Origin of the sequence: Natronomonas halophila (genome assembly GCF_013391085.1) — an archaeon.
In the GTDB taxonomy this organism is placed as follows: domain Archaea; phylum Halobacteriota; class Halobacteria; order Halobacteriales; family Haloarculaceae; genus Natronomonas; species Natronomonas halophila.
The window spans coordinates 1,915,356-1,937,471 of sequence record NZ_CP058334.1 but is presented as its reverse complement, the minus strand read 5'-3'; the positions used below and the strand labels follow the sequence as shown (position 1 = coordinate 1,937,471).

General features: G+C 67.3%; 22 protein-coding genes and 1 pseudogene. 13 read left to right on the top strand and 10 right to left on the bottom strand.

Features of this window, described 5'->3' with window-relative positions; genetic code table 11:
• Positions 1 to 64: 64 nt before the first annotated feature.
• On the bottom strand, positions 65 to 940 hold the full coding sequence (locus tag HWV23_RS10445) for an SDR family NAD(P)-dependent oxidoreductase (protein ID WP_178290347.1): 876 nt from the start codon (positions 938 to 940) through the stop codon (positions 65 to 67).
• 313 nt (positions 941 to 1,253) lie between these two features.
• On the opposite strand from HWV23_RS10445, the gene HWV23_RS10440 reads away from it, so the two are divergent.
• From HWV23_RS10440 to HWV23_RS10405, 8 genes are all read left to right on the top strand, one after another.
• The gene (locus HWV23_RS10440) at positions 1,254 to 2,819 is read left to right on the top strand and encodes a class I adenylate-forming enzyme family protein (RefSeq protein ID WP_178290346.1); all 1,566 of its coding nucleotides are present in this window, start codon (positions 1,254 to 1,256) and stop codon (positions 2,817 to 2,819) included.
• A gap of 44 nt (positions 2,820 to 2,863) precedes the next feature.
• Entirely contained in the window at positions 2,864 to 3,574 is a 711-nt protein-coding gene (locus HWV23_RS10435; protein WP_178290345.1) for a helix-turn-helix domain-containing protein, read from the top strand.
• Between the two features lie 167 nt (positions 3,575 to 3,741).
• Positions 3,742 to 4,695, top strand: coding sequence for an alpha/beta hydrolase (locus HWV23_RS10430; RefSeq protein ID WP_178290344.1), 954 nt, complete (start codon positions 3,742 to 3,744; stop codon positions 4,693 to 4,695).
• An 80-nt stretch (positions 4,696 to 4,775) separates the two neighbouring features.
• Complete coding sequence (locus HWV23_RS10425) at positions 4,776 to 6,137, top strand: ABC transporter substrate-binding protein (RefSeq protein WP_178290343.1); 1,362 nt, start codon at positions 4,776 to 4,778, stop codon at positions 6,135 to 6,137.
• Positions 6,138 to 6,140: 3 nt separating this feature from the next.
• Positions 6,141 to 6,923: an ABC transporter ATP-binding protein gene (locus HWV23_RS10420; protein ID WP_178290342.1), complete on the top strand. Its 783-nt coding sequence runs from the start codon at positions 6,141 to 6,143 to the stop codon at positions 6,921 to 6,923.
• On the top strand, positions 6,920 to 7,618 hold the full coding sequence (locus HWV23_RS10415; RefSeq protein WP_178290341.1) for an ABC transporter ATP-binding protein: 699 nt from the start codon (positions 6,920 to 6,922) through the stop codon (positions 7,616 to 7,618). The genes HWV23_RS10420 and HWV23_RS10415 overlap by 4 nt, the downstream gene beginning before the upstream one ends.
• A complete protein-coding gene (locus HWV23_RS10410) occupies positions 7,615 to 8,607 on the top strand; it encodes a branched-chain amino acid ABC transporter permease (RefSeq protein WP_178290340.1) in 993 nt (330 codons plus the stop codon). The genes HWV23_RS10415 and HWV23_RS10410 overlap by 4 nt, the downstream gene beginning before the upstream one ends.
• A 181-nt stretch (positions 8,608 to 8,788) precedes the next feature.
• Positions 8,789 to 9,934, top strand: coding sequence for a branched-chain amino acid ABC transporter permease (locus tag HWV23_RS10405; protein WP_425487426.1), 1,146 nt, complete (start codon positions 8,789 to 8,791; stop codon positions 9,932 to 9,934).
• 13 nt (positions 9,935 to 9,947) lie between these two features.
• Here HWV23_RS10405 and yjjX read toward each other — a convergent pair whose 3' ends face one another.
• Together yjjX and HWV23_RS10395 are read right to left on the bottom strand one after the other, a co-directional pair.
• Entirely contained in the window at positions 9,948 to 10,475 is a 528-nt protein-coding gene (yjjX, locus tag HWV23_RS10400) for an inosine/xanthosine triphosphatase (protein WP_178290339.1), read from the bottom strand.
• Between the two features lie 62 nt (positions 10,476 to 10,537).
• The gene (locus tag HWV23_RS10395) at positions 10,538 to 11,074 is read right to left on the bottom strand and encodes a diadenylate cyclase (RefSeq protein ID WP_178290338.1); all 537 of its coding nucleotides are present in this window, start codon (positions 11,072 to 11,074) and stop codon (positions 10,538 to 10,540) included.
• A gap of 83 nt (positions 11,075 to 11,157) precedes the next feature.
• On the opposite strand from HWV23_RS10395, the gene HWV23_RS10390 reads away from it, so the two are divergent.
• Entirely contained in the window at positions 11,158 to 11,307 is a 150-nt protein-coding gene (locus tag HWV23_RS10390) for a hypothetical protein (protein ID WP_178290337.1), read from the top strand.
• Between the two features lie 14 nt (positions 11,308 to 11,321).
• On the opposite strand, the gene HWV23_RS10385 is transcribed toward HWV23_RS10390, so the two are convergent.
• Entirely contained in the window at positions 11,322 to 13,580 is a 2,259-nt protein-coding gene (locus HWV23_RS10385; protein WP_178290336.1) for an NADP-dependent malic enzyme, read from the bottom strand.
• A 346-nt stretch (positions 13,581 to 13,926) separates the two neighbouring features.
• A complete protein-coding gene (gene rtcA / locus HWV23_RS10380; protein WP_178290335.1) occupies positions 13,927 to 14,925 on the bottom strand; it encodes an RNA 3'-terminal phosphate cyclase in 999 nt (332 codons plus the stop codon).
• A 133-nt stretch (positions 14,926 to 15,058) separates the two neighbouring features.
• On the opposite strand from rtcA, the gene HWV23_RS10375 reads away from it, so the two are divergent.
• A complete protein-coding gene (locus HWV23_RS10375; RefSeq protein WP_178290334.1) occupies positions 15,059 to 15,328 on the top strand; it encodes a hypothetical protein in 270 nt (89 codons plus the stop codon).
• A 102-nt stretch (positions 15,329 to 15,430) separates the two neighbouring features.
• Here the strand turns inward: HWV23_RS10375 and HWV23_RS10370 are convergent, their stop codons facing one another.
• The 5 genes and pseudogenes from HWV23_RS10370 to HWV23_RS10350 form a co-directional block, all read right to left on the bottom strand.
• Complete coding sequence (locus HWV23_RS10370; RefSeq protein WP_178290333.1) at positions 15,431 to 16,102, bottom strand: DUF7546 family protein; 672 nt, start codon at positions 16,100 to 16,102, stop codon at positions 15,431 to 15,433.
• Positions 16,103 to 16,105: 3 nt separating this feature from the next.
• Positions 16,106 to 16,327, bottom strand: a complete 222-nt coding sequence (locus HWV23_RS10365) for a CbaC protein (RefSeq protein ID WP_178290332.1) — start codon at positions 16,325 to 16,327, stop codon at positions 16,106 to 16,108.
• Positions 16,324 to 18,042: a b(o/a)3-type cytochrome-c oxidase subunit 1 gene (locus HWV23_RS10360; RefSeq protein ID WP_178290331.1), complete on the bottom strand. Its 1,719-nt coding sequence runs from the start codon at positions 18,040 to 18,042 to the stop codon at positions 16,324 to 16,326. Before HWV23_RS10360 ends, HWV23_RS10365 begins: the two co-directional genes overlap by 4 nt.
• Before the next feature lie 14 nt (positions 18,043 to 18,056).
• Positions 18,057 to 18,539: pseudogene (locus HWV23_RS10355) on the bottom strand (cytochrome c oxidase subunit II); the annotation flags it as partial.
• Positions 18,536 to 18,691 (bottom strand): cytochrome oxidase, encoded by a 156-nt coding sequence (locus tag HWV23_RS10350; RefSeq protein WP_178290329.1) that lies wholly within the window; start codon positions 18,689 to 18,691, stop codon positions 18,536 to 18,538. The pseudogene HWV23_RS10355 and the gene HWV23_RS10350, both read right to left, overlap by 4 nt.
• A gap of 104 nt (positions 18,692 to 18,795) precedes the next feature.
• Here HWV23_RS10350 and HWV23_RS10345 point away from each other — a divergent pair, with 104 nt between their 5' ends.
• The 3 genes from HWV23_RS10345 to HWV23_RS10335 are packed head-to-tail and all read left to right on the top strand — an operon-like array spanning position 18,796 to position 22,102.
• Positions 18,796 to 18,993 (top strand): DUF8131 family protein, encoded by a 198-nt coding sequence (locus HWV23_RS10345; protein ID WP_178290328.1) that lies wholly within the window; start codon positions 18,796 to 18,798, stop codon positions 18,991 to 18,993.
• Between the two features lie 6 nt (positions 18,994 to 18,999).
• On the top strand, positions 19,000 to 19,809 hold the full coding sequence (locus HWV23_RS10340; protein WP_178290327.1) for a sulfite exporter TauE/SafE family protein: 810 nt from the start codon (positions 19,000 to 19,002) through the stop codon (positions 19,807 to 19,809).
• Positions 19,790 to 22,102 carry a heavy metal translocating P-type ATPase gene (locus HWV23_RS10335; RefSeq protein WP_178290326.1) on the top strand — a complete coding sequence of 771 codons (2,313 nt, stop codon included), beginning with the start codon at positions 19,790 to 19,792 and terminating at the stop codon, positions 22,100 to 22,102. Before HWV23_RS10340 ends, HWV23_RS10335 begins: the two co-directional genes overlap by 20 nt.
• Positions 22,103 to 22,116: the final 14 nt, after the last annotated feature.

The following is a 22,116-nucleotide window of genomic DNA, read 5'->3' as shown; positions in this document are numbered from 1 at the left end:
GAGACGGTGGTCGGCGTCAGCACGTCGTTGTAGTCACCGGCTCGTTTTCAGCGGGCGACAGGTTTCACTCGTAGGTGAGCGTGTAGCCGCCGTCGAACAGCAGGTCGCCGCCGTTGAGGTGTTTCGCGTGCGACGAGAAGCCGAGCACGAAGAGGTTCGCAACCTCGACCGGCAACATCAACTCCTTCGTACGTGCCTGCCCGAGCATCACGTCCTCGATGACTTCGTCCTCGCTGATTCCCCGCTCCTCGGTGGTGTCTTCGATCTGGTTGGCCATCAACGGCGTCAACACGTAGCCGACGCTGACCGAATAGCCGCGGAGCGTGCCTTCGCCCTCGGCAGCAATCGACCGCGTCAGGCCGTTGAGACCGTGTTTCGCGGTGATGTAGGTCGCCTTGTCGCGGGTGGCATAGCGGCCGTGAATCGACGACATGTTGCCGATGGCGCCGACGCCGTCGTCGGTCGCCCGGATATGCGGCATCACGAGTTTCGACAGCAGGAACGGTGCCCGGAGCATCACGTCGGTCAACCGGTCGTAGGTGTCCATCGGGAAGTCGGGGATGGACGCGATATGCTGCATTCCGGCGATGTTGGCGAGATATCGAATCGACCCCTCCTCGGCAGCGGCCTCGATGGCCGCCTCGGTTTCCTCGTCGTCGGTCAGGTCGGCGGGCGCGGCGACCAGCCGGCCCTCGGCGTCAAGCGAGTCGACCGTCTCGATGGTTTCGTCGAGGCCGCTCTCGTCGATATCGAGGCCGACAACGGTCAGGCCATTGACCGCCAGCGCGATGGCCGTCGCCCGGCCGATACCCGAGGCCGCGCCGGTGACGACGGCGACGTTCTCCGTCGAAAATCGCGGGTCATCGAGCGTGAGAACCCGCTCTTTCGTGATGGGCGGCGGCGACAGGGAGTCGCTATCCGAGCCCGGTTGCGAACTCATACCACAGTATCGGCTAGCGACCGATATGGAAACCGAGGTTCATATTCTAACGTCGGCCCGCGTCGGCGGGGCCGAAACCGTCGGAACCCGAGGACTGAACGCCTGTCCCCGAAATCGACGTTCACCTAAAACGCGGTATGGCGTACCTCTACGGTAACGACGGGGTTGATATGTGAATCTCCGGTTTGATAGTGGGTGAGTAGCTGTGGTAGGGTATGACACGAGTTCTGTACAGTCGACGGCTGGCCGCCCCGCGCCAACGCCTCGGGGGACGGTCCGTCCAACCGAGGCTCGATATCCGAGCCGAAACGTGATGCTCGGAGGCCAGCCGGACGCGTCCCCGCATACCCACGACGACCGGCCCTACGAGTGGGTCGGCGCGTGGAGCCAGCGACGGGCGCGACTCACGCCGAACCGCGTCGCCGTCGAGGAACCCGCCGACAACGCGGCCTACACCTACGCTGACCTCGACGAGCGGGCGAACCGCACCGCACGCGCGCTCCGGGGGCTGGGTGTCGGGTCGGGCGACCGGGTGGCCGTCCTCTCGCGGAACCGGGTCGAACTGGTCGACCTCTTTTTCGCCACGGCCAAGACGGGGGGGTTGCTCGCGCCGCTGTCACACCGCCTCGCCGAGCGCGACCTCGCGGCCGTCGTCGCCGACATCGAGCCGTCGGTCGTCGTCGTCGAAACGCCCTTCGAAGCCGAACTCATCGACGCTCTCGACCTGAGCGACGCTGACCCCACCGTCCGGTCGCTGCCGACCGACGACGACCACCGCTACGACCCGCTTGGCATCGACCGGTACGACCCGACGTTCGACGCCGTCGAGACGGCGCTGTCGGACCCGCACCTCCTCTTGCATACCGGCGGGTCGACGGGAACGCCGAAGGAGACGGTCCTCACCCACGGCAGCATCTACTGGAACGCCTTCTCGACGATTACCTCGTGGGGGATTCGTCCCGACGACGTGACGCCGCTGGTTTTCCCGATGTTCCACACCGGCGGCTGGAACATCCTGACGCTGCCCTTCTTCGGCATGGGCGCGCGAGTGCTGCTCCGGCGGGAGGCCCATCCCGAGCGCGTGCTGGCGGATATCGAACGCGAGGCGGCGACGGTACTGGTCGGGACGCCGACCGCACTCGCCGAGATGGCCCGCCACGATGTGTGGGCGGCGACGGACCTCTCGTCGTTGCGGTTCGTCAAGAGCGGCGGCGGCCCATCTCGCGAGCCCGTCATCGAGGCGTGGCGCGAGCGGGGCGTCGACTTCTCGCAGGGGTACGGCCTCACCGAATTCGGACCGAACAACTTCGCGATGCCCGAGGATGCCCCGCCAGAAAAGGTCGGCAGCGTCGGCGTACCCGCGATGTGCGTCGATTTCCGGCTGGTCGGCGAAGCGGGCGACCCCGTCGCCCGCGACGAGGTGGGCGAACTCGAACTCGCGGGGCCCGCCGCCGCGGCCGGCTACTGGGGCGACGCCGACGAGCGGACCTTCAACGGCTGGGTCTCGACCGGCGACCTCGCTCGCGTCGATTCGGACGGCTACGTCCACATCGAGGGCCGCATCGACGACATGTTCGTCACGGCGGGCGAGAACGTCTACCCCCAGCGCGTCGAAAGCGCCATCGTCGAACACCCTGACGTCGAGGCGGCGGTCGTCTTCGGCATCCCCCACGACCGCCTCGGCGCGGTGCCGAAAGCCGTCGTCGTCGCCGACGACTCGCTGACGCTTGCCGACCTCGAATCGTTCCTCGAACCGCGGGTCGCCGACTTCGCCGTCCCCGTCGCGCTGACGGTGGTCGACAGCCTGCCCGACTCCGGAACCGGAAAAATCGACCGTGTGGCTGTCAAAGAACGGTTCGGACCGACTGGAGGTGGGTGAATCGTGGAGAACCGTTATATACGTGGCCTCGAAAGGACAAGACCATGTTAGACGTCACCATGGAGATGGAGCAGTACGACTGCCCATTCATCGACACGACCGTTGACCACGAGGTGACGTTCTCGACGATGCACTGGCAACTCGATGCGGCCGCCGAGGAACTGGAGACCAGACTCTTCGTCGAGGGGGCAGACAGGGGGGCACTCGACAACGGCCTGTCGGCGCTGCGCGCCCACGAGAACATGTCCGACTACCGGCTGTTCACTCGGAAAGGTGATACCGCCGTTATCCGGACGGTTATCGAGCAGACCGACGCCATGGAGACGATCCACGAGAAGGGCGGCTACATCACCGGGCCGTTCCATATCCGCGACGGCGAGGAGCTATGGCAGGTCGGCTTCGACGACGGCGGTACCGCCGACGAGACGCTGTACGCCCTCGACAAGAACAACGACTTTCAGGTCGAACAACGCCGCGACCTCGAACTCGACCAGTTGTTCGACGTGATGCACAACGCCGACGCGGCGACCGCCCTGCTGGATGCCGCCCGCTCGCTCTCGAAGGTCGAAGAGAAGACCGTCCGGCGTGCGGCCGACGCCGGCTACTTCGAGACGCCCCGGGACGCCACCCTCTCGACGCTGGCCGACGAGTTCGACGTCTCGACGACCGCCGTCTCCAAGAACATGCGCCGCGGCGAGAAGAAGGTCCTCCGGGGACTGGTCGAGGCACTCGAACACGTCGACGAGATGCCATAGCCGGGGCCCACCGAACAGCCACGACGACCGCCCACCGTTCATATGCCAACCCCTCGTTTTTGATGCCGGTATCACATATGTCGTGTCATGCTACCACGAAACACAGATAGGTTCGGCCATGTACCGTCCTCGCGGGGCTGCCGGCTCCTCGCCTACGGAGGCAGTCGATGACCGACCGCCACCCTGACCTCGACGAACAGGCGCGGGCGCTGCTGGAGGAACTCGAAGCCGGTGTCTCACCACCCTCCTCGACGCTGTCGGTTGCGACCGGCCGGCAGTTGCTCGACGACCTCTTTGCGTCCCAGACGCCCGACCCCGTCGGCGAAGTCACGAACCTCGAGATTCAAGGGCCGAACGGCCCGATACCGCTCCGCATCTACTCGCCCGACGGCGAGGGGCCGTTCCCCGTGTTGGTCTTCCTGCACGGCGGCGGGTGGGTCCGCGGATCGCTGGACGCCTACGACGGCCCCTGTCGTCTGCTGACGAACGAGGCCGATTGTGTCGTCGTCTCGGTGGGCTACCGCCGGGCGCCGGAACATCCCTTCCCCGCGGGGCTGGAGGACTGTTATGCCGCGACCGCGTGGGCGGCCGACCACGCCGCCGCCCTGCAGGGCGACCCCGACCGCGTCGCCGTCGGCGGCGACAGCGCGGGCGGCAACCTCACCGCCGCCGTCACCCTCGCCGCACGGGACCGCAGCGGGCCCGATATCGCCCACCAACTGCTCATCTACCCCTCGGTCAACCCGCCATCGGTCCACTGGTTCGACTCCTACGACGACTACGGGACCGGCTACTTTCTCGAGATGGACAGCGTCGAGTGGTATCTCGACCAGTACCTCACGGGGGCGGCCGACATCGGCAACGACTACGCGTTCCCCTTGCGTTCGCGTGACCTCTCGGGGCTGCCGCCAGCGACGGTTATCACGGCCGGCTTCGACCCGCTGGTCGACGAGGGAACCGCCTACGCCGAGCGGCTCGATGAAGCGGGCATCCCGGTCGAACATCGCAACTACGAGGGCCAGATTCACGGGTTTTTGAGCCTCTACGAACACATCGACGACGGACGCGAAGCTATCGACTACGCCGCCAGCCGCCTGCCGGACCCGCCCGGCGGGGAGTGAGCCGCGAGGCGGCCGGATTCGGCTGTAGTTGATATGTTAACCTCCCCCCTTTTGCTACATCATGTGTGAATAATTCTAACATGGCAAAGAAACAGACGCGGCGGCAGTGGCTGAAAACGACGGCCGCGGGAACGCTCGGCGCCTCGGCGTTAGCCGGGTGTACGGGGGACGGCAACGGTAACGGCAACGGCAACGGCAGCGCCAGCGGGACCGTCAAAATCGGGGTCATGCAGCCGCTTTCCGGCGACGTACAGTATTACGGCCAGCAGTCGCTGTGGGGTTTTCTCTCCGGATTGGCCCACAAACACGACAGCGACCCCATCGACACCTCGACCACCGGGACCCAAACGGTCGAAGGCGAGGACGTGACCTACGAGTTGGTCATCGAGGACTCGCAGTTCAGCCCCGACCAGGCCCAGACGGTCGCGACCGACCTCGTCCAGGACGAGGAGGTCGACATGCTGTTCGGCATCGGCTCTTCCGACGGCGCACGGCGCGTCATCGAGTCCGTCGTCCTGGAGGCGAACGTCCCCTACATGGCCGGACCCGCCGCGGCGGCGGACCTCTCCAGCGATAGCGAACTGTGTAACGAACTCGTCTTCCGCGCCAGCGAGAACACGGCGATGGACGCCCTCTCCGGCGGGAAATACGTCGCACAGGAGACCGACGTCGAGAAAGTGTTCATCATGGCCGCGGACTACTCCTTCGGCCGTGCGGTCGCCCGCAACTACCGGAACGTCCTCGAATCCGAGGGCATCGAAATCGTCGACGAGCGGTTCGTCCCCCGCGGCCACGACGAGTTCGCGGGCCTCTATCAGAACGCCGTCGACGCGGGCGCCGACGCGGTCATCGGCGGCTTCACCGTCGTGACGCTGCCGAACTTCCTCGACGAGGGGCTCTCCGGCGGCTACGGCCTTCGGATGTTCGGCGGTTTCGCAACTCAGATCTCGACCAACGCCATCGGCGGCGTCGCCCAGCGCGTCCTCGGCGAACCGCTGACCGAGGAGAAGATTCGCGACGCCAAACTCGGGCCGTTCACGACTCGCTACCACTGGAACCAGTACGACAACGACATCAACGACGCCTTCGTCGACGCGTACACCTCGACGTACGGCATCGTTCCCGACCTCTTTACCTCGGGCACCTTCACCGCCGCATCCGCCATCGTGCAGGCGGTCGACGAGAGCGGGTCAACGGACGGTGCGGACATCGCCGACGCGCTCACGGGGATGACCGTCGCCGACACGCCGAAAGGTGCCGACGCCTACACCTTCCAGGAATACAACAACCAGGCGCGCTCGGAGATGACCGTCGCCTACCCGGTTCCGAACACCGAGGACAACTGGGACGCACCCATCATGCCGGGCGAACCGCTGGCCCGCATCCCCGCCGACGAGACGACGCTGCCGGAAGACCACCCCGACATGGGGTGTTCGCTGTAAGCGATGGTCCTGCGAACGAGGAACCTCACGAAACGGTTCGGGGGCCTCGTCGCCGTCGACGGCGTCGATTTCGACCTCGGCGAGGAGTGCTGTTCCCTCATCGGGCCGAACGGCGCCGGGAAAACGACGTTTTTCAACCTGCTGACGGGCGTCCTCGAACCGACAGAGGGCACCGTCGAGTACCACGACGGCGACGACTGGACAGATATCACGGACCATGCACCCTACGAGACGGCGCTGTCGGGCATCCACCGGTCCTACCAGATAACGAACGTCTTCGAGACGTCGACGGTGCTGGAGAACGTCCGCATCGCCGCACAGGCCGCAGGCGGCGCGGACTCCTGGCGCGCGTGGCGCAACGTCGAGGCCTTCCCGGAATACGAGCGGGAGGCCCGCGACATCCTCGACCGGGTCGACCTCGGCGAGAAAGCCGACCGGCCCGCCGAGGCGCTCAGCCACGGCGAGAAACGGAACCTCGAGGTCGGTATCGCGCTGGCCGGCGACCCCGACGTCATCCTGCTTGACGAACCGACCGCGGGCGTCTCCAGCGACGGTATCGACGACCTCACCGACCTCGTCGACGATATCGCCGCCGACCACGCGGTCCTGCTGGTCGAACACAACATGGACGTCGTGATGGAGGTCAGCGACCGCATCGCCGTCCTCCATCAGGGCTCGCTCATCGCCGACGACGACCCGATGGCGATTCGCAACAGCGACCGCGTCCAGGAGGCCTATCTCGGCGGCTACGAGGCCGGCCGACCCACCGGAGGTGAACACGCATGAGCCTGCTGGACGTCGACGACATCCACAGTTATTACGGCGAGAGCCACATCCTGCAGGGCGTCTCCCTGGAGGTCGAGGACGGCGAATGCGTCGCCCTCATCGGCCGCAACGGCGTCGGCAAGACGACGACGCTCCGGTCGATTCTGCAGTTGACGCCGCCCCGCAAGGGGACCATCACCCTCCGCGGCGAGGACGTGACGGGGTTGCAAACCCACGACGTCGCCCGGAAGGGCGTCGGCTGGGTGCCCGAGGAACGCCGGATGTTCTCGCACCTGACCGTCGACGAGAACATCCGTATCGCGACGCCACCCGGCGAAAGCGTCGAGGCGGCCTTCGAAACTGCCTACGGCGCGTTCCCCGAAATCGAGGACCACCGCGGCCGGGAGGCCGGCGACCTCTCGGGCGGCCAACAGCAGATGGTCGCCATCGCCCGCGGACTGGTCGGCAACAACGACCTCCTGCTCGTCGACGAACCGAGCGAGGGACTGGCGCCGAAAATCGTCCAGCAGGTCGCCGACGCGCTCTCGCGGGTCGCCGAGGACGCGACCGTGCTGCTGGTCGAACAGAACTTCCCGCTGGCGATGGACCTCGCCGACCGGTTCTACCTGCTCGACCACGGGCGGGTCGTCGAATCCGGCTCGACCGAGGACGTCTCGCGGGACGACGAGAAGATACGGAGGTATCTCAGCGCATGACCGGTCTGTCGCTTCTCGCGGACGGCCTCCCGCTTTTCGCACCCATCGGCATCACGCTCGACGCGCTCTCGAAGGCCGCCCTCTACATCGTCATCGCCAGCGGCCTCAGCCTCATCTTCGGGCTGATGGGCGTGCTCAACTTCGCCCACGGGTCGCTGACGATGCTCGGCGCGTATCTCGGCGGCGCCGTGATGGTCGGCCTCGTCTCGGCGGGGACCGGCCAAATCGCGCGCCTGTTGCTGTTCTTCGTCGCCGTCGCCGCCGTCTTCGCGATACTGACCGGCTTCGGCGCTGCCATCGAGGTGACGCTCATCCGGCCGATTTACGACCGCGAACCGCTGTTCCAGATTCTGCTTACCTTCGGCCTCGTGTTGGTCCTCGACGAAGCCGCACGCATCGTCGTCGAGTTGGGCGGCCTCCGACCCCAGACCGAATGGCAGGCCGCCATCGGGACCGCGCCCGACTTCCTCGCGAACCGATACGATATCCTCGGTGCGAGCGCCCGTGGCCTGCTCTTCTTCGAGATGCTGGTCGGCCTGCTGGTCGTCACCGCCATCTTCCTGTTTCTCACCCGGACGCGGTACGGCCTCTACATCCGGGCCGGCAGCGAGGACCCCGAGATGACACAGGCGCTCGGCATCGACGTCCGGCGGGCCTTCACCGTCGTCTTTGGCGTCGGCGCCGGCCTTGCGGGCGTCGCGGGCGTCCTGCTCATGTGGGACCCGCGGTTCGGCGCGAGCGTCCCGCTCGGCGTCGAGACGCTGCTTATCGCCTTTATCGTCGTCATCATCGGCGGCCTCGGCTCCTTTAAGGGAACCGTCGTCGCCGGCCTGCTGGTCGGCCTCGTCGACGCCCTGATGACGTGGCTGTTCATCAACTACATCGACTTCCCGGGGCTGCCGGAACTGGTGTTGTTCCTCGTGTTGGTGGTCGTGCTTATCGCCCGCCCGAAGGGCCTCTTCGGCATCGCGGAGGTGGGCGGCCATTAGCGACGCTGCCCCCGACCCCGACGAGAAACCCGAGGCAGCCAGTCCCGAGTCCGACGACGGCGAGTCGACCGGTGACACGCTCCGCAGTTATCTCGGGAGTCACACGGCACACGTCGCCGTCGTCGCCGCGCTGGTCGTCTACCCGTTCATCTACGCCGGCCTGACCGGCATCACCCTCACCGTGGGCGGCGTCCAGATTGGGGCGCTCCTCGACGTCTTCCTGCCCCGAACCCGGACGATGGTCGTCGTGCTCTACGTCGGCCTCTTCGCGATGAGTTTCGACTTCGTCAGCGGCTACACCGGCTATCTCTCCTTCGGCCACGCGATGTTCTACGGCATCGGTGCCTACTTCGTCGCGCTGGCCGGCACGGGGAAGATACCGGGACTGGCCCCGGATGCGCCGTTCATGCTCATGCTGATCGGCGGCGCGCTGGTGGCCTTCCTCATCGCGGTCGCCGTGGGCGCGGTCTCCTTCCGGTTGACCGGCGTCTACTTCGCGATGGTGACGCTGGGCTTCGCGGAAGTGTCCCACGTCTTCATCCGCAACTGGGATTACGTCGGCTCCAACCCGCGTGACGGCGTCGGCGTCGTCGGCCGAGAGGGGTTCGCCATCGGAATCCCCGGTATCGACGCCCTGCAGTTCCGACTGGGGCGGTTGACCGGCGATAGCTTCGACAACGTCCTCGGGACCGGCCTCGACCTCGGCACCGTCGAGGTGTCCTACTACGCCGTCGGCGCCGTCGTCCTGCTGTCCTACTTCGCGATGCAGCGAATCATCCACTCGCCGTTCGGCCGGGTGATGGTCGCCATCCGCGAAAACGAGGAGCGTGCGAAGGCGGTCGGCTACAACACGTTCTGGTACAAACTGGGCGCCTTCGGTATCAGCGGCTTCTTCGCCGGCATCGCCGGCGCGCTCTTTACCGGCTACCGGCGGTCGGTCGCCCCCGAGAACACCTTCGACCTGTTCGTGACCGCCGACGCCCTGCTGGCGGCCATCATCGGCGGGTTCGGCACGCTCGCCGGCGCGCTCTACGGCCATCTCTTCCACGAGTTCGTCCGCGGCATCCTCTCGACGGAATCCCACGGATTGGCCCGCTTCCTCCGGGACGCGCTGCCCGAAAGCGTCCTGACGGCGGGCGCCGGTGACCTCACCGTCCTGCAGTTCATCAACGTCTTCGTCGACGGCCGCGCCGAACTCTACCTCGGCCTCATCTTCATCGCCTTCGTCCTCTTCGTGCCCCGCGGGATTCTAGGCGCGCTCCGGGACCGACTCGGCGGCACCGTCGCCGAGAAACTCCCCGAGCGCCTCGACCGCTATCGCCGATAACGACTCTCCTTTTTCAGTAGTGGTCGGTCGCGAACGGCCCGAGCGCCCCCGAGACGGCCGCCGCGAGCGCCGATTGGCGGTCGAGGCTGCCGCCGGTCAGCGCGCCCGCCGCACCCTGCCGTTTCGCGACGTCGGATTCGCCCAACACGTCGTCCATCACCGGCCCGAGTTCCTCGCCCGACTCGACGCGGGCGGCGATAGCGTCGGGCAACCGGAGGCTCGGCCCCGACCCGAGGCCCGACGTCTCGCCGTCGTCGACGGCGGCCCACATGACCAAGAAGAGGCCCGACGCGCCCTCGACGCGGGCGACGCCGCCCTCGATGCCGACCCCGAGGTCGTACTCGCCCGATTCGAGGACGTTCGCGGCGCGCGTCTCGGCGCCTCGAACCGTCTCGGCGTGGCCGACCGGCTGTTCGCTCACGCCGGAGTCGACCGGGACCGCCTCGACGGTCGCGTCGCTGTCGAACGCGTCAGTCGCTTCGAGGACCGATTCGACCGCTCGTCGCTTGACCGGGTTGCCGCTGCCGACGCCGACGTACATGGTCGGCGGTAGCCACGGCCCCAGTAAGGACGTTCCGAAGGCGTGTGGCCGGCGGCGGGCGTCTACTGTGTGCCACGCCAGCGTTCGCCGAACCGTTCCGGCGGCACGCTCTCGAAGGTGCCGTTCTGGAACACCGTCACCCGGCCGGTCTCCTCGCTGAGCGTCAACGTTACGACGACGTCCTCACGGGTCGAGACGTCGAGGGCGCTCATGTGGCGGGCACCCATCCACGGTTCGTAGTCGGCCTGCACGCCCGCGGGGCTCCGAAACCGGACCAACTGCTCGTTGATGACGCCGTCGACGCCGACGACGGCCGCGCCGTCGCAGGTCTGGGCGACCGTCCGGAGGGACTCGTAGAAGGCGTCGAACTCCTCTAGGGGTTCCCGGCCCGTCTCCGGCCAGTGGTTGTCCCCCATCGGATCCGCGAAATCCGCGACCGACCCGCTCGAAACGAGGGCGAGATACGCCCCCGGCGCACCCGCGGTGTCCTCCCAGCGGCCGAACTCCATCGCGATTCCCTCCAGACAGTACCGGATGACCGCCTGCATCCGGTCGACCCGGTGATGGGTACGATAGTCGATAGCCAGCGGTCCGCTCATGGCGGTACTGTGTAGCCATATCGTATAGTGGTTCGCCCGCCGGGGCACGAAGTGTTAATTAGGAGGGGTGAGAAGAGCTACCTATGACCACGGAGTCGGAGCCCCGCGATGCGAACGACCAGCAGGTGTTCCGACGCGTCGGTATCCTGACGATTCTGTGGGTGATTCTCCTCGTCATCGCGGGCCTCGCGCTCATCTTCTTCGGCGATAGCCTCTTTGAGTTAGTGACCTGAAAACGGACGACAGTCTATTCCTCGTCCGTCTGCGCGTCCACAACCGCAACGCTCGCCAGATTCACGATATCCTTCACCTCGTCGCCACGCTGGAGGACGTGGACCGGTTTGTCCATCCCGACCAACATCGGGCCGATTGCTTCGGCGCCGCCGAGCCGCTGGAGGAGTTTATAGGCGATGTTGCTGGCTTCGAGGTTCGGGAAGACAAGCACGTTCGCGGGGTCGTCCAGGTCCGAGAAGTCGTAGTCGCCGGTCAGCATCTCCTCGACGACGGCGGTGTCGGCCTGCATCTCGCCGTCGACCGGGAAGTCGATATCGGCGTTTTCACGGAGGCGACGGGCGGCCTCCCGGGGCTTGCGCGTGCCCTCGTTGTCGACCGTGCCGAAATCCGAATACGACAGCAGCGCGACCCGGGGGTCGACGTTGAACTGTCGGGCGAGGTCCGCCGTGTGGGTCGCCACCTCTTCGAGGACGTCGGCGTCGGGCGCCTGATTGACGGTGGCGTCGGCGACGAAGACGACGCGGTTCTTGAACGTGAGCATGTAGACGCCGGCCGCGTAATCTGAATCGTCGGCGGTCCCGACCACCTGCAGCGGCGGCCGCAGGGCGGTCGGGTAGTGGTTGGTTAGCCCCGTCAGCATCGCGTCGGCGTCGCCCATCTCGACCATCACGCTGGCGAGGTAGTTGCCGTCGTGGACCAGTCCCTGTGCCTCCCGGCGGGTGACGCCGTTGCGCTTGCGCAACTCGTGGAGGCGGTCGGCGTAGGGGTCGAGTTCGTCGCTCGTCGGGTCGACGATTTCGGGGTCGAAATCCAGCCCGAGGTCCGCGGCCTGCTCCCAGATGGCGCGCTTGTCGCCGATGAGTACGGGGCGGGCAATCTCCTGTTCGACGAGCTGGTAGGCCGCCCGAATCATCTTGGGGTCGTCGCCCTCCGCCAACACGAGCCGTTTGGGGTCGCTCTGGGCCTTGTTGAGGACGACCCGCATCATCTCGCGGGACTTGCCGAGGCGGGCCTCCAGTTCCTCGCGGTATTCTTCGAGGTCCAGTTCCTCGCGGGCGACGCCGGTCTCCATCGCCGCCTCGGCGACTGCGCCCGACAGGTCGAAGAGGACGCGGGGGTCCAGCGGCTTCGGGATGATGTATTCGGGGCCGAACTGCAGCGGTTGGTCGCCGTAGGCCTTCACGACGGCGTCGGGCACGTCACGCTTGGCGAGGTCCGCCAGCGCCTCGGCCGCGGCGACTTTCATCGCCTCGTTGATTTCGGTCGCGCGGACGTCCAGCGCCCCACGGAAGATGAAGGGGAACCCGAGGACGTTGTTGACCTGATTCGGGTAGTCCGAGCGGCCCGTCGCCATGATAACCGTGTCGTCGCGGGCCGCCTTCGCCTGCTCGTACCCGATTTCCGGTTCGGGGTTGGCCATCGCGAGGATGATGGGCTCGTCGGCCATCGACCGCACCATGTCCTCATCGACGATACCGCCGACAGAGAGGCCGACGAAGACGTCCGCGTCCTCCATCGCGTCGGCGAGACTTCCCTCGGGCACGTCGGCCGCGAACGGCGCCGCGTACTCGTGAGGGTCGTTCTCGGCGGCGCGGTCCTCGGTGATGATGCCGTCGATGTCGCACATCGTGATGTTCTCCTTTTTGACGCCGAGCGAGTCGTAGAAGCGTGCGGTGGCGGTGGCGGCCGCGCCCGCACCAGCGAAGGTGACCTCGATTTCTTCGAGGTCCTTGCCCGCGATTTCGCAGGCGTTCAGGAGCGCGGCACCCGAAATGATGGCCGTCCCGTGCTGGTCGTCGTGGAAGACGGGGATGTCCATCTCCTCGCGGAGGTACTCCTCGATTTCGATGCATTCGGGCGCCTTGATGTCCTCCAGGTTGATGCCCCCGAAGGTCGGTTCCATCCGGGCGACAGAGTCCGCGAACTCCGCGGGATCGTTCTCGTCCAACTCGATGTCGAAGACGTCGATGTCGGCGAAGCGCTTGAAGAGGACGCCTTTCCCCTCCATGACGGGCTTGGAGGCCTGGGCGCCGATATCGCCCAATCCGAGCACGGCCGTCCCGTTGGAGACGACGCCGACCATGTTCCCCTTCGTCGTGTAGGTGTAGGCCTCGGCGGGGTCCTCGTCGATGGCGCGACAGGGGGCGGCGACGCCGGGCGAGTACGCCAGCGAGAGGTCACGCTGGGTGTTGGTCGGTTTGGTCGTCGAAATTTCGAGTTTTCCGGGCGGGTCCGCGCGGTGGTAGTCGAGTGCGTCCTCGTCCAGTCCCATAACGGGTCTTGAACGCCCCGATACAAACACGCAACTATTGAGTGGGGAAGATTACCGATCCGATTCGATGCTTGGAGACACCGAAAAGGCACGAAGGGGGGGAGAAGGTGGGGACTTCCATCGACCCGAGTCAGCGAGGGTGCCTAGACTCCGCCAACTCGACGGTGGGGTGCCGTTCGGTGCAGCCAGAACACCAGACCGGTGCTGCCTGCGATAGTGTGTTACACACCAACACAGGAATCCGTTTTGCTTGGTCCTCCATGCCCCCTAAGAACGGTCGGGAAACACGACGCATCGAACGGCCGACTGACCGCCGTGCCGACGGCAGCAGACACCGAACCGCCAGTTAGCCGGAGAGCAGGACCGCCTCGTCGCGCTCCTCGACGGCAATTTCGTAGCCGAACGTCTCGATAACCCCCCGGTTCGTCTCGACGTGGTCGGTGCGTTCGGGCGCCAGCACCTCGCCGCCGGCAAGCGCCAGCGGGACCATCAACTGGTCGGCGAGACGGCGGTCGACCGCGCCTGCCCCGTCGTGAAAGTCCTGAAATTCGTCGACGGCCTCGCTGGCGACTTCCTCGGAGGGCTTGCCGGCCTCCCCCAGTGCGGTGAAGCCCGCACGGCCGCCCTCGTAGACGGCCGCCAGCACGAGCGCCGACCCCGTCGAATCGGCCTCGACGTAGGAGACGTCGGTCGGCGTCGCCACGTCCGGCAGCGCCTCCGCGGCGGCCGCGGCCTGCCGGCCCGCAACGGCCGGGTCTTCGAGTTCCTCGGTCGCCACCGAATACACCTCGACACGACGGAGGGCGCCGCGTTCGTCGAACGCCAGTGCCTCCGGTGCCGAGGGCCGGAGCGTCACCTCGATTTCGCCGCCGCCGACCGGGTAGAAGCCGCGGGATTCGACCGAGACGTCGACGTCGAAGCCCACACCGAGTAGGAGGGGGAGTTTCACATAGCGCAGGAAATCCAGCGGCGGCGACCACTGGACGTCGGTGCCGCCGGTTATCGTCACCGTCGCCGCCTCGTCGAGCGCCGTCGCCAGCGGGAGGACGGTATCGGCCACCAGCGTGACGCTGCCGGCGGTGCCGACCTCGACCGTCACGTCGTCCGCCGCGACGTCGCCGGGGTCGAACTCGAGGGTTTCGGATTCCCGTTCGTCGCCCTCGACGTCCGCGTCACACAGTGCGGCGGCAGCCTCGACGGCCGCGAGATGCTGGGGGCGAAGCCCCCCGTTCGGCCGGTCGCCACGGATGTTCTCGATGCGGACGGCCTCGCCCGAGAGTGCCGACAGCGTCACCGCGGTCCGGACGATCTGGCCGCCGCCCGCCGCGCCGTCGATTTCGTGCATACGAAAACGGGCGACGCGGACGGCAACAAAACTTCCGACGGCCGACTGCCCGTCCTGCTGACCCCACGGCCCGATTCCCAGCCAGTAGGACACGGCGGCCCTTTTTACGGCCGTTCGTGTCCTACAGTCGGATATGAGCCAGCCATTCGACCGACGACTCGCCGAGAACCCGCCAGTGCGCCCGGAACGCGTGATGCCGGCCGTCGCGATAGCCCTGACCGGCGTCGCTCTCGCGCTCGTCGCCGTCGGAGTGGTGACGCTCGGCCCGGCCCTCGCCGAAGTGATACCGGGGTCGGCCTCCGGGTTAGCCGTGAGTACGCTCGTGTTCGGTGGCCTCGTCGTGCTGACCCTCGCCGCCGCCTCGATGGTTAGCCGCCGCGTCGCGCCGAACCGACCGCGATAACATCGTCGACGAGTTTTTAAGTAGGTTCGATAGCCTTCGATCAGTATTTATAAGCAGAATCGGAGTTCGTTTTCGGACCAGTAAAGCCGCTGAAGGCGGCCGCTATGCGGCCCGTCCGGCCGCCCAGTAGAGCATGCCGACGGTGAGGAGGAACAGCGCCGTCGAGAGGTCGTAGGCGACGCCGGGCACGGCGGTCGCGAGCGGCGAGCCGACGCCGCCGAGAACCGCCAGCAGGGCCGCCCCGAACGGCCACAGACAGCCGACACAGGTGGCGACGCCGAGCAGGCCAGCCAGCGCGCTGCGGGCGCCCGCGAGGACGACCGTATACACCAGCGTCGCGAGGACGGCGTAGCCGACGACCTCGAAGGGGATGACCGTCAGGCTGACCCAGTCGCCGGTGTACAGCAGCGCCGGCCCCCAGCCGGGCGACAGCCACGCGATGCGGGCCGGCATCGACATGCCGCCCCCTCCGAGGAGGCCGCCGGCGACCGCCAACAGGAGGAAGTAGGCGACTGCGACGGCGCCCGCCAGAAGGCGACGGCGGCGAGCGGCCGCGACTGCCGGCCGACGGAGCAGTACCCAGACGCCCACGTTAATCCATACGAAGGGATACAGGGTGTATCGCGGCGCGAGGACGCCCGTGTTGGTGACCCGAAGGTACAGCGCCACCGCAAGCAACTCGACGGCAAGCAGCGTGCCGACGGCGCGGACGGCGGTCCGTCTCGCGACCGGTACCGTCACCGACGACGGGCGCGCGAGGCCGGACGCCGCCACGGGTCAGACACCCCCGGAGGCGTTCGTGCCGTTCTCGTCGGCCCGCATGTTCCACACCGCGACGAAGCCGAGGACGGCGACGACCAGCGCTACCGCGGCGACGAGGAACTGGGTCGTCGACAGCCGGATACCGAGGAACCCGGCGAGGGTCCGCAACTCGACGATGACCGGCACGAGGAAGGCGAGGATGACGAGCAGGCCCCCGCGAGAGATACGGCTGGTCACGAAATCACCTCCAGTATCCACGCCGGATAGGTGCCCGTTCCGGGGCCGAACAGGCCGCCCTCAGAGATGATGGCGCCGAGGGGCAGGACGTACGCGAGGACGACCAACAGCAGCGCGATGCCGGTCCACAACGCGAGGTTATCGAGCACCTCGGGGGCGTCCTCCGGGCCGGACAGCGCCGGCGGCAGCGTGTCGTCGAACGTGCCCTCCATCGGCGACTCCAGCAGCGAGACGATGACGTTCGCGAGGAACAACACGAGCGAGACGAACAGCAGCGTCCCGCCGAGGGCAATCTGGAAGCGGAGTTCGCCGACGGTGCTGAAGCCGGCATCGAAGGCGAAGCCGGAGTACTGCGGTTCGGCGGTCCGCCGCGGGATGCCGATGAGGCCGCCGCGGTGCATCGCGTTCGACATCAGCGTCATGCCGACGAACCACAGCAGGACCTGAAACAGCCCGATACGGCGGCTGTAGACCGCCCGCCGGGTCAACTGCGGCAGCAGCCAGTAGGTCGCCGCCATGAACGTCAGCGCGACGGCCGTCCCGACGGTGAGGTGGAAGTGGCCGGGCACCCACAGCGTGTTGTGGACGAGGTAGTTGACGTTCATCCCGGCGTTGACCATCCCGGAGAAGCCGGCGGCGGCGAACATGAGGCCGGCAAGCGCCATACCCGTGAAGGCCGGGTCACGCCACGGGAGGTCGCCGAGCCACGAGAGATAGCCCTCGCCGCCGCGCTGGCGGGCGCCGTGTTCGATGCTCGCGACGACGGTGAAGGCCGTCAGCAGGCTCGGCAACAGCAGGAACATCGTGTTCGTCATCGCGATGAACTTGAATCCCTCCGCGATGCCGGGGTCCAGATACTGGTGGTGGATGCCCGTCGGCGTCGACAACAGGAGGAAGAGGACGAACACGACGCGTGCGAGCGGGTCGCTGAACAGTCGGCCGCCGGCGAGTTTCGGCAGGACGGTGTACCACAGCAGGTAGACCGGCATCAGCCAGAAGTAGACGACCGGGTGGCCGAAGTACCAGAACAGCGTCCGCGTCAACAGCGCGTTGACCTGCTCGAAGACACCCAGCGACCACGGCAGCAGGAAGACGACGACGGAGATGGCGACGCCCAGCGTCGCGATATACCACATCAGCATCGTCGTCAGCACCATGAACGTCTGCAGCGGGATGCGCTCGCCCTCGTTTTCGTCCCGCCAGGCCCACCACGTCCGGAAGAAGTCGAGGCCGGCGAGCCACGACCCGATGATGAACACCGCAAGGCCCGCATAGAAGAGCGGATGGGCCTGCAGCGGCGCGTAGAACGTAAAGAGCACGTCGGCGCTGAGCGGTATCGAATCGACGAAGCCGGCGAGAATCGGAATCGCCGCCATCACCGTCCCCGCGACCATCACGAGATACCACGTCCACGTGAACCGGATGTCGACCATCGGCCGGTCGAGACTCCGGGTTACCGCCCACGTGAACAGGCCGACGAGGAAGAACGTGGTAAAGGAGAGGGCGAGCAACACGCCGTGCAGCGTAAGGACGGTGTAGTAATCCGCCGAATCGATGATTCGGAGGTAGTTCGTCCGGTGGAGCGCCTGAATGATGCCGCCGAGGCCACCGATACCCAGCGCGACGAAGGAACTCCACAGCGCCGCTCGGACGACCTGTGCTTCGTCGGGGAACCGGTCGAGGTACAGTTCAGAGCCGCTGAGTTCGTCGCTCATGATTCACCCTCCTGATATTCGTCTTCGGGCACCACGACGAGTTTGCCCTCCATGTCGTGGTGGCCCTGTCCGCAGTATTCGTTGCAGACGATGCCGTATTCGGCCGGTTCGTCGAACGCGACGGTTATCTCGGCGACCTGTCCCGGGATGACCATCGTGTTGACGTTGGTGCCGGCGACCTGGAAGCCGTGAATCACGTCTATCGAGGTGACGTAGAACGTGACGCGGCTGTTTGCCGGCACCTCTATCGGCGTCGGTCGGAAGATGAACTGCTGGGCGACGACGTAGGCCTCGTACTCGTTCGGCCCGACCTGTTCGACGCGGGGGTCGGCGAATCGGTCGTCCTCGCTGACTGCGGTAGCGTCGATGGTCCCACCCGAGTCGTCGACCATCGCGACGCCGGCGCCGACCGCGCCGTAGGTGACCGTCGCGATGAACCCGACGATGAGCGCGAGCGCCGCTACGAGCCAGAGCTTCTCGTAGGTGTGGACGTTCATCCTATCACCGTCGGCCCGTTGCCGAGGAACTCGATGAAGTAGGTGAAAACCCACATCCCCACCAGGATGAGGAAGTAAATCACGATGAGGACGACCGTCCCCACCGGATCGAAATCCTCGTGACCGAGTTGTCGTTCGGTATCTGTTGACATTCTCGGCGGCGTTTCAAGGAGATACCACAAAATAGTTCCCTCGGCTCTCAGCTCCCGGGAACCGGGGATAGAGTTTTCAACCACCGGCGGTCATATCTTCCGGCATGGAACTGACACCGCGTCGGGGCGCGTTCCTCGCGCTCCTCGCGCTCGTCCCGGTCGCCATCTTCGCGTTCGCTGGCGGCGAGCCCATCGCCGGCATCGCCCTCGTGAACGTCCTGCTCATCTTCGGGAGCCTCTACGTCGCGTTCTCGCCGGTCCCCGGAGGCCACGGCGAGAACGGCCACGGCACGGCCGGCTAACGCTCGATGGCACTCGAAAGTGCCGTCGGAGTGGACCTCGCCGTCTTCGCCGTCGTGGGGCTGCTGGCCGGCGCCCACTGTCTCGGCATGTGCGGCCCGCTCGTGACGCTGTACGCCGAGCGCATCGACGCGACCCGCCCCGACGGCGGGCGACGGGACGGCCACCTCACCCCGAGAGCACTCCGCCAGCACACGCTTTTCAACCTCGGCCGGGCGACCAGTTACGGCGCCGTCGGCGCCCTCGCCGGCCTGCTCGGCGGGGCCGTCTTCGAGTCGGCCGCTGCCATCGAGGGCGTCGGCGACGGCCTTCGGGGCGGCGTCGGCGTCGGCGTCGGCCTGCTCATCGTCGCCGTCGGCGTCTCGTATCTGCTCGGCGGGGCGGGCGGCCTTCATCGAATCGTCCCCGACGGCGCGCCGCTGGGCCGGGTCGTCGCCGCCGCGACCGACCGCGTCGACCGACTGGCCGCCGGCCCCGGCATCATCGGCCTCGGGGCGCTCCACGGTCTCTTTCCCTGCCCCATCATCTATCCCGCGTATCTCTACGCCTTCGCCGTCGGCGACCCGCTCCGGGGCGGCCTGTCGCTTTTCGCGCTCGGATTGGGGACCATCCCGACGCTACTACTGTACGGCACCGTCATCGACGCCGTGGACGCGACCCGGCGGCGCCGCCTCAACCGCGCGCTCGGCGCGGCGTTCGTCGTGTTGGGCTACGTCCTGCTGGCCCACGGCCTGATGCTGTTCGGCGTCGAACTACCGCACCCGTCGCTGCCCTACCGACCGCTTTCCGAGGTGAGCCATGGCCTGTCGCCTCTGTGACCTGCCGACGCCCGACCCGCCCGTGACGGCCGACGACGTCGACGGCGCGTTCTGCTGTCGGGGTTGTCTGGAGGTTCAGCGCCGCCTCGGGGATGACGCCGAGGCGGCCATCGAGGAAAACGAGGGGCCGGCCCTCGGCGCCGACGAGGTTCCCGAGGGCTCCGAGCAGACGTTCCTCGCGGTCGACGGCATGACCTGTTCGAGTTGCGAGGTGTTCGTCGAGTCGCTGGGCCGGGACATCGAGGGCGTCGAGACCGTCGAGGCGAGTTACGCGAGCGAACTGGCCCGCGTCGTCTACGACCCCGAAAGCGTCGACGCCGACTCCCTCCCCGACCGGCTGTCGGGATACGGCTACGAGGCCCACGACCCCGACGAACCGGCCGACGAGGACGGCGACGACGTGGTTCGGTTCCTCGTCGGCGGCGGCTTCTTCGGCATGATGGCGATGCTGTGGTACGCCCTCTTCCTCTATCCGACCTACTTCGGCTATCCGCCAATCGTCGATTTGGGCGGTATCGGCTTCGTCTACGTCGCCACCAACATCTGGGCCTTCACCTCGGTCGTCCTCTTTTATACCGGCTATCCGCTGCTTCGCGGCGCCTACGTCGGCCTCCGGGCGTGGCGGCCGAACACCGACCTGCTGGTGTCGCTGGCGGCGGTCGGCGCCTACGCCTACAGCACGCTGGCGATGCTCGTCGGCCACACCGAACTCTACTTCGACGTGACCATCGCGGTCGTCCTCGTCGTGACCGCGGGCACCAAGTACGAATCCCGCATCAAGCGCCGGGCTACCGACCTGCTCTCGGAGTTGACGCGACGGCAGGTCGAGGAGGCGATTCGACACCCGAGCGGCGACCGGGTCGACGTCGGGGCCGTCGAGGCCGGCGACCGCCTGCTGGTTCGGCCTGGCGACCGCGTCCCCGTCGACGGGACGGTCCTCGAAGGCTCCGCGGCGGTCGACGAGGCGCTGGTGACCGGCGAGTCGCTGCCCCGAAGCAAGAACCCGGGCGACGATGTACGGGGCGGGACCGTCGTGACCGACGCGCCGCTTGTCGTCCGTGCCGGCGAAGATGTGACCAGCACGCTCGACCGCATCGTCGAGTTGCTCTGGCGGATTCAGAGCGCCCGCCCCGGCGCTCAGCGGTTGGCCGACCGACTGGCGACCGTCTTCGTCCCGCTTGTCGTCCTCGTCGCGGCCGCGACGACCGCGTGGCTGCTGGCGTCCGGAACGGCCCCGACCGCCGCACTCCTGACGGGGTTGACCGTCCTCATCGTCTCCTGTCCCTGCGCGCTCGGGCTGGCGACCCCGCTTGCGGTCGCAGCGGGGACCCGAACCGCTGCCGAGGACAACGTCGTCGTCGCCACGCCCGCGCTGTTCGAGGCCGCCCCCGAGGCCGACACCGTCGTCTTCGACAAGACCGGGACGCTGACGAGGGGAGCGATGACGGTTCGGAACGTCGCCTCGACCGGCGACGAAAAAGCACTGCTGGCGCGGGCGGCGGCACTGGAACGCTTCTCGTCGCACCCGGTGGCGGAGGCGGTCGTCGACGCCGTCGAGAACCCGCCGGAAGCGACCGATATCGAGGAACACGACCGTGGGGTTTCGGGGCGAATCGACGGCGAGCGCGTCCTCGTGGGGCATCCCACGCTCTTCGAGGCCCGCGAGTGGACCGTCCCCGACGACCTCGCCGACCGGGCCGACGAGATACGAACCGATGGCGCGGTGCCCGTCCTCGTCGGTCGGGCCGGCCGCGCCGAGGGCGTCGTGGCCGTCGGCGACGAGCCACGCCCCGAGTGGGCCGAGGTGGCCCAATCCTTCGCCGACCGGGAGGTGGTCGTGTTGACCGGCGACGAGGGGGCGGCCGCCGACCGCCTCCGCGAGGACCCCGCAGTCGACCGAGTGTTCGCGGGCGTCAAGCCGGCGGCGAAAGCCGAGACGGTGCGGCGACTCCGGGCCGACGGGACGGTAGCGATGGTCGGCGACGGCAGCAACGACGCGCCCGCGCTGGCGGAGGCGGACCTCGGCATCGCGATGGCCGGCGGCACGCAACTGGCGACGGAGGCCGCCGACGCCGTCATCGTCGACGACGACCTCCGCTCGGTGCCCGCGGTGTTCGACATCGCCACGGCGACGAACCGCCGCATCCGGACCAACCTCGCGTGGGCGTTCGGCTACAACGCCGTCGCCATCCCGCTGGCGGTCGTCGGCCTGCTCAACCCGCTTTTCGCCGCCGGTGCGATGGCCTCAAGCAGCCTGCTCGTCGTGCTCAATTCGGCGCGGTCGTTGCGCTGACGCGCCGAAAAGGG

Bases quoted from the DNA above. Each gene is read 5' to 3' on its own strand.
- HWV23_RS10445 (WP_178290347.1), bottom strand. From the start codon at position 940: ATGAGTTCGCAACCGGGCTCGGATAGCGACTCCCTGTCGCCGCCGCCC.
- HWV23_RS10440 (WP_178290346.1), top strand. From the start codon at position 1,254: ATGCTCGGAGGCCAGCCGGACGCGTCCCCGCATACCCACGACGACCGG.
- HWV23_RS10435 (WP_178290345.1), top strand. From the start codon at position 2,864: ATGTTAGACGTCACCATGGAGATGGAGCAGTACGACTGCCCATTCATC.
- HWV23_RS10430 (WP_178290344.1), top strand. From the start codon at position 3,742: ATGACCGACCGCCACCCTGACCTCGACGAACAGGCGCGGGCGCTGCTG.
- HWV23_RS10425 (WP_178290343.1), top strand. From the start codon at position 4,776: ATGGCAAAGAAACAGACGCGGCGGCAGTGGCTGAAAACGACGGCCGCG.
- HWV23_RS10420 (WP_178290342.1), top strand. From the start codon at position 6,141: ATGGTCCTGCGAACGAGGAACCTCACGAAACGGTTCGGGGGCCTCGTC.
- HWV23_RS10415 (WP_178290341.1), top strand. From the start codon at position 6,920: ATGAGCCTGCTGGACGTCGACGACATCCACAGTTATTACGGCGAGAGC.
- HWV23_RS10410 (WP_178290340.1), top strand. From the start codon at position 7,615: ATGACCGGTCTGTCGCTTCTCGCGGACGGCCTCCCGCTTTTCGCACCC.
- yjjX (WP_178290339.1), bottom strand. From the start codon at position 10,475: ATGTACGTCGGCGTCGGCAGCGGCAACCCGGTCAAGCGACGAGCGGTC.
- HWV23_RS10395 (WP_178290338.1), bottom strand. From the start codon at position 11,074: ATGAGCGGACCGCTGGCTATCGACTATCGTACCCATCACCGGGTCGAC.
- HWV23_RS10390 (WP_178290337.1), top strand. From the start codon at position 11,158: ATGACCACGGAGTCGGAGCCCCGCGATGCGAACGACCAGCAGGTGTTC.
- HWV23_RS10385 (WP_178290336.1), bottom strand. From the start codon at position 13,580: ATGGGACTGGACGAGGACGCACTCGACTACCACCGCGCGGACCCGCCC.
- rtcA (WP_178290335.1), bottom strand. From the start codon at position 14,925: ATGCACGAAATCGACGGCGCGGCGGGCGGCGGCCAGATCGTCCGGACC.
- HWV23_RS10375 (WP_178290334.1), top strand. From the start codon at position 15,059: ATGAGCCAGCCATTCGACCGACGACTCGCCGAGAACCCGCCAGTGCGC.
- HWV23_RS10360 (WP_178290331.1), bottom strand. From the start codon at position 18,042: ATGAGCGACGAACTCAGCGGCTCTGAACTGTACCTCGACCGGTTCCCC.
- HWV23_RS10350 (WP_178290329.1), bottom strand. From the start codon at position 18,691: ATGTCAACAGATACCGAACGACAACTCGGTCACGAGGATTTCGATCCG.
- HWV23_RS10345 (WP_178290328.1), top strand. From the start codon at position 18,796: ATGGAACTGACACCGCGTCGGGGCGCGTTCCTCGCGCTCCTCGCGCTC.
- HWV23_RS10340 (WP_178290327.1), top strand. From the start codon at position 19,000: ATGGCACTCGAAAGTGCCGTCGGAGTGGACCTCGCCGTCTTCGCCGTC.
- HWV23_RS10335 (WP_178290326.1), top strand. From the start codon at position 19,790: ATGGCCTGTCGCCTCTGTGACCTGCCGACGCCCGACCCGCCCGTGACG.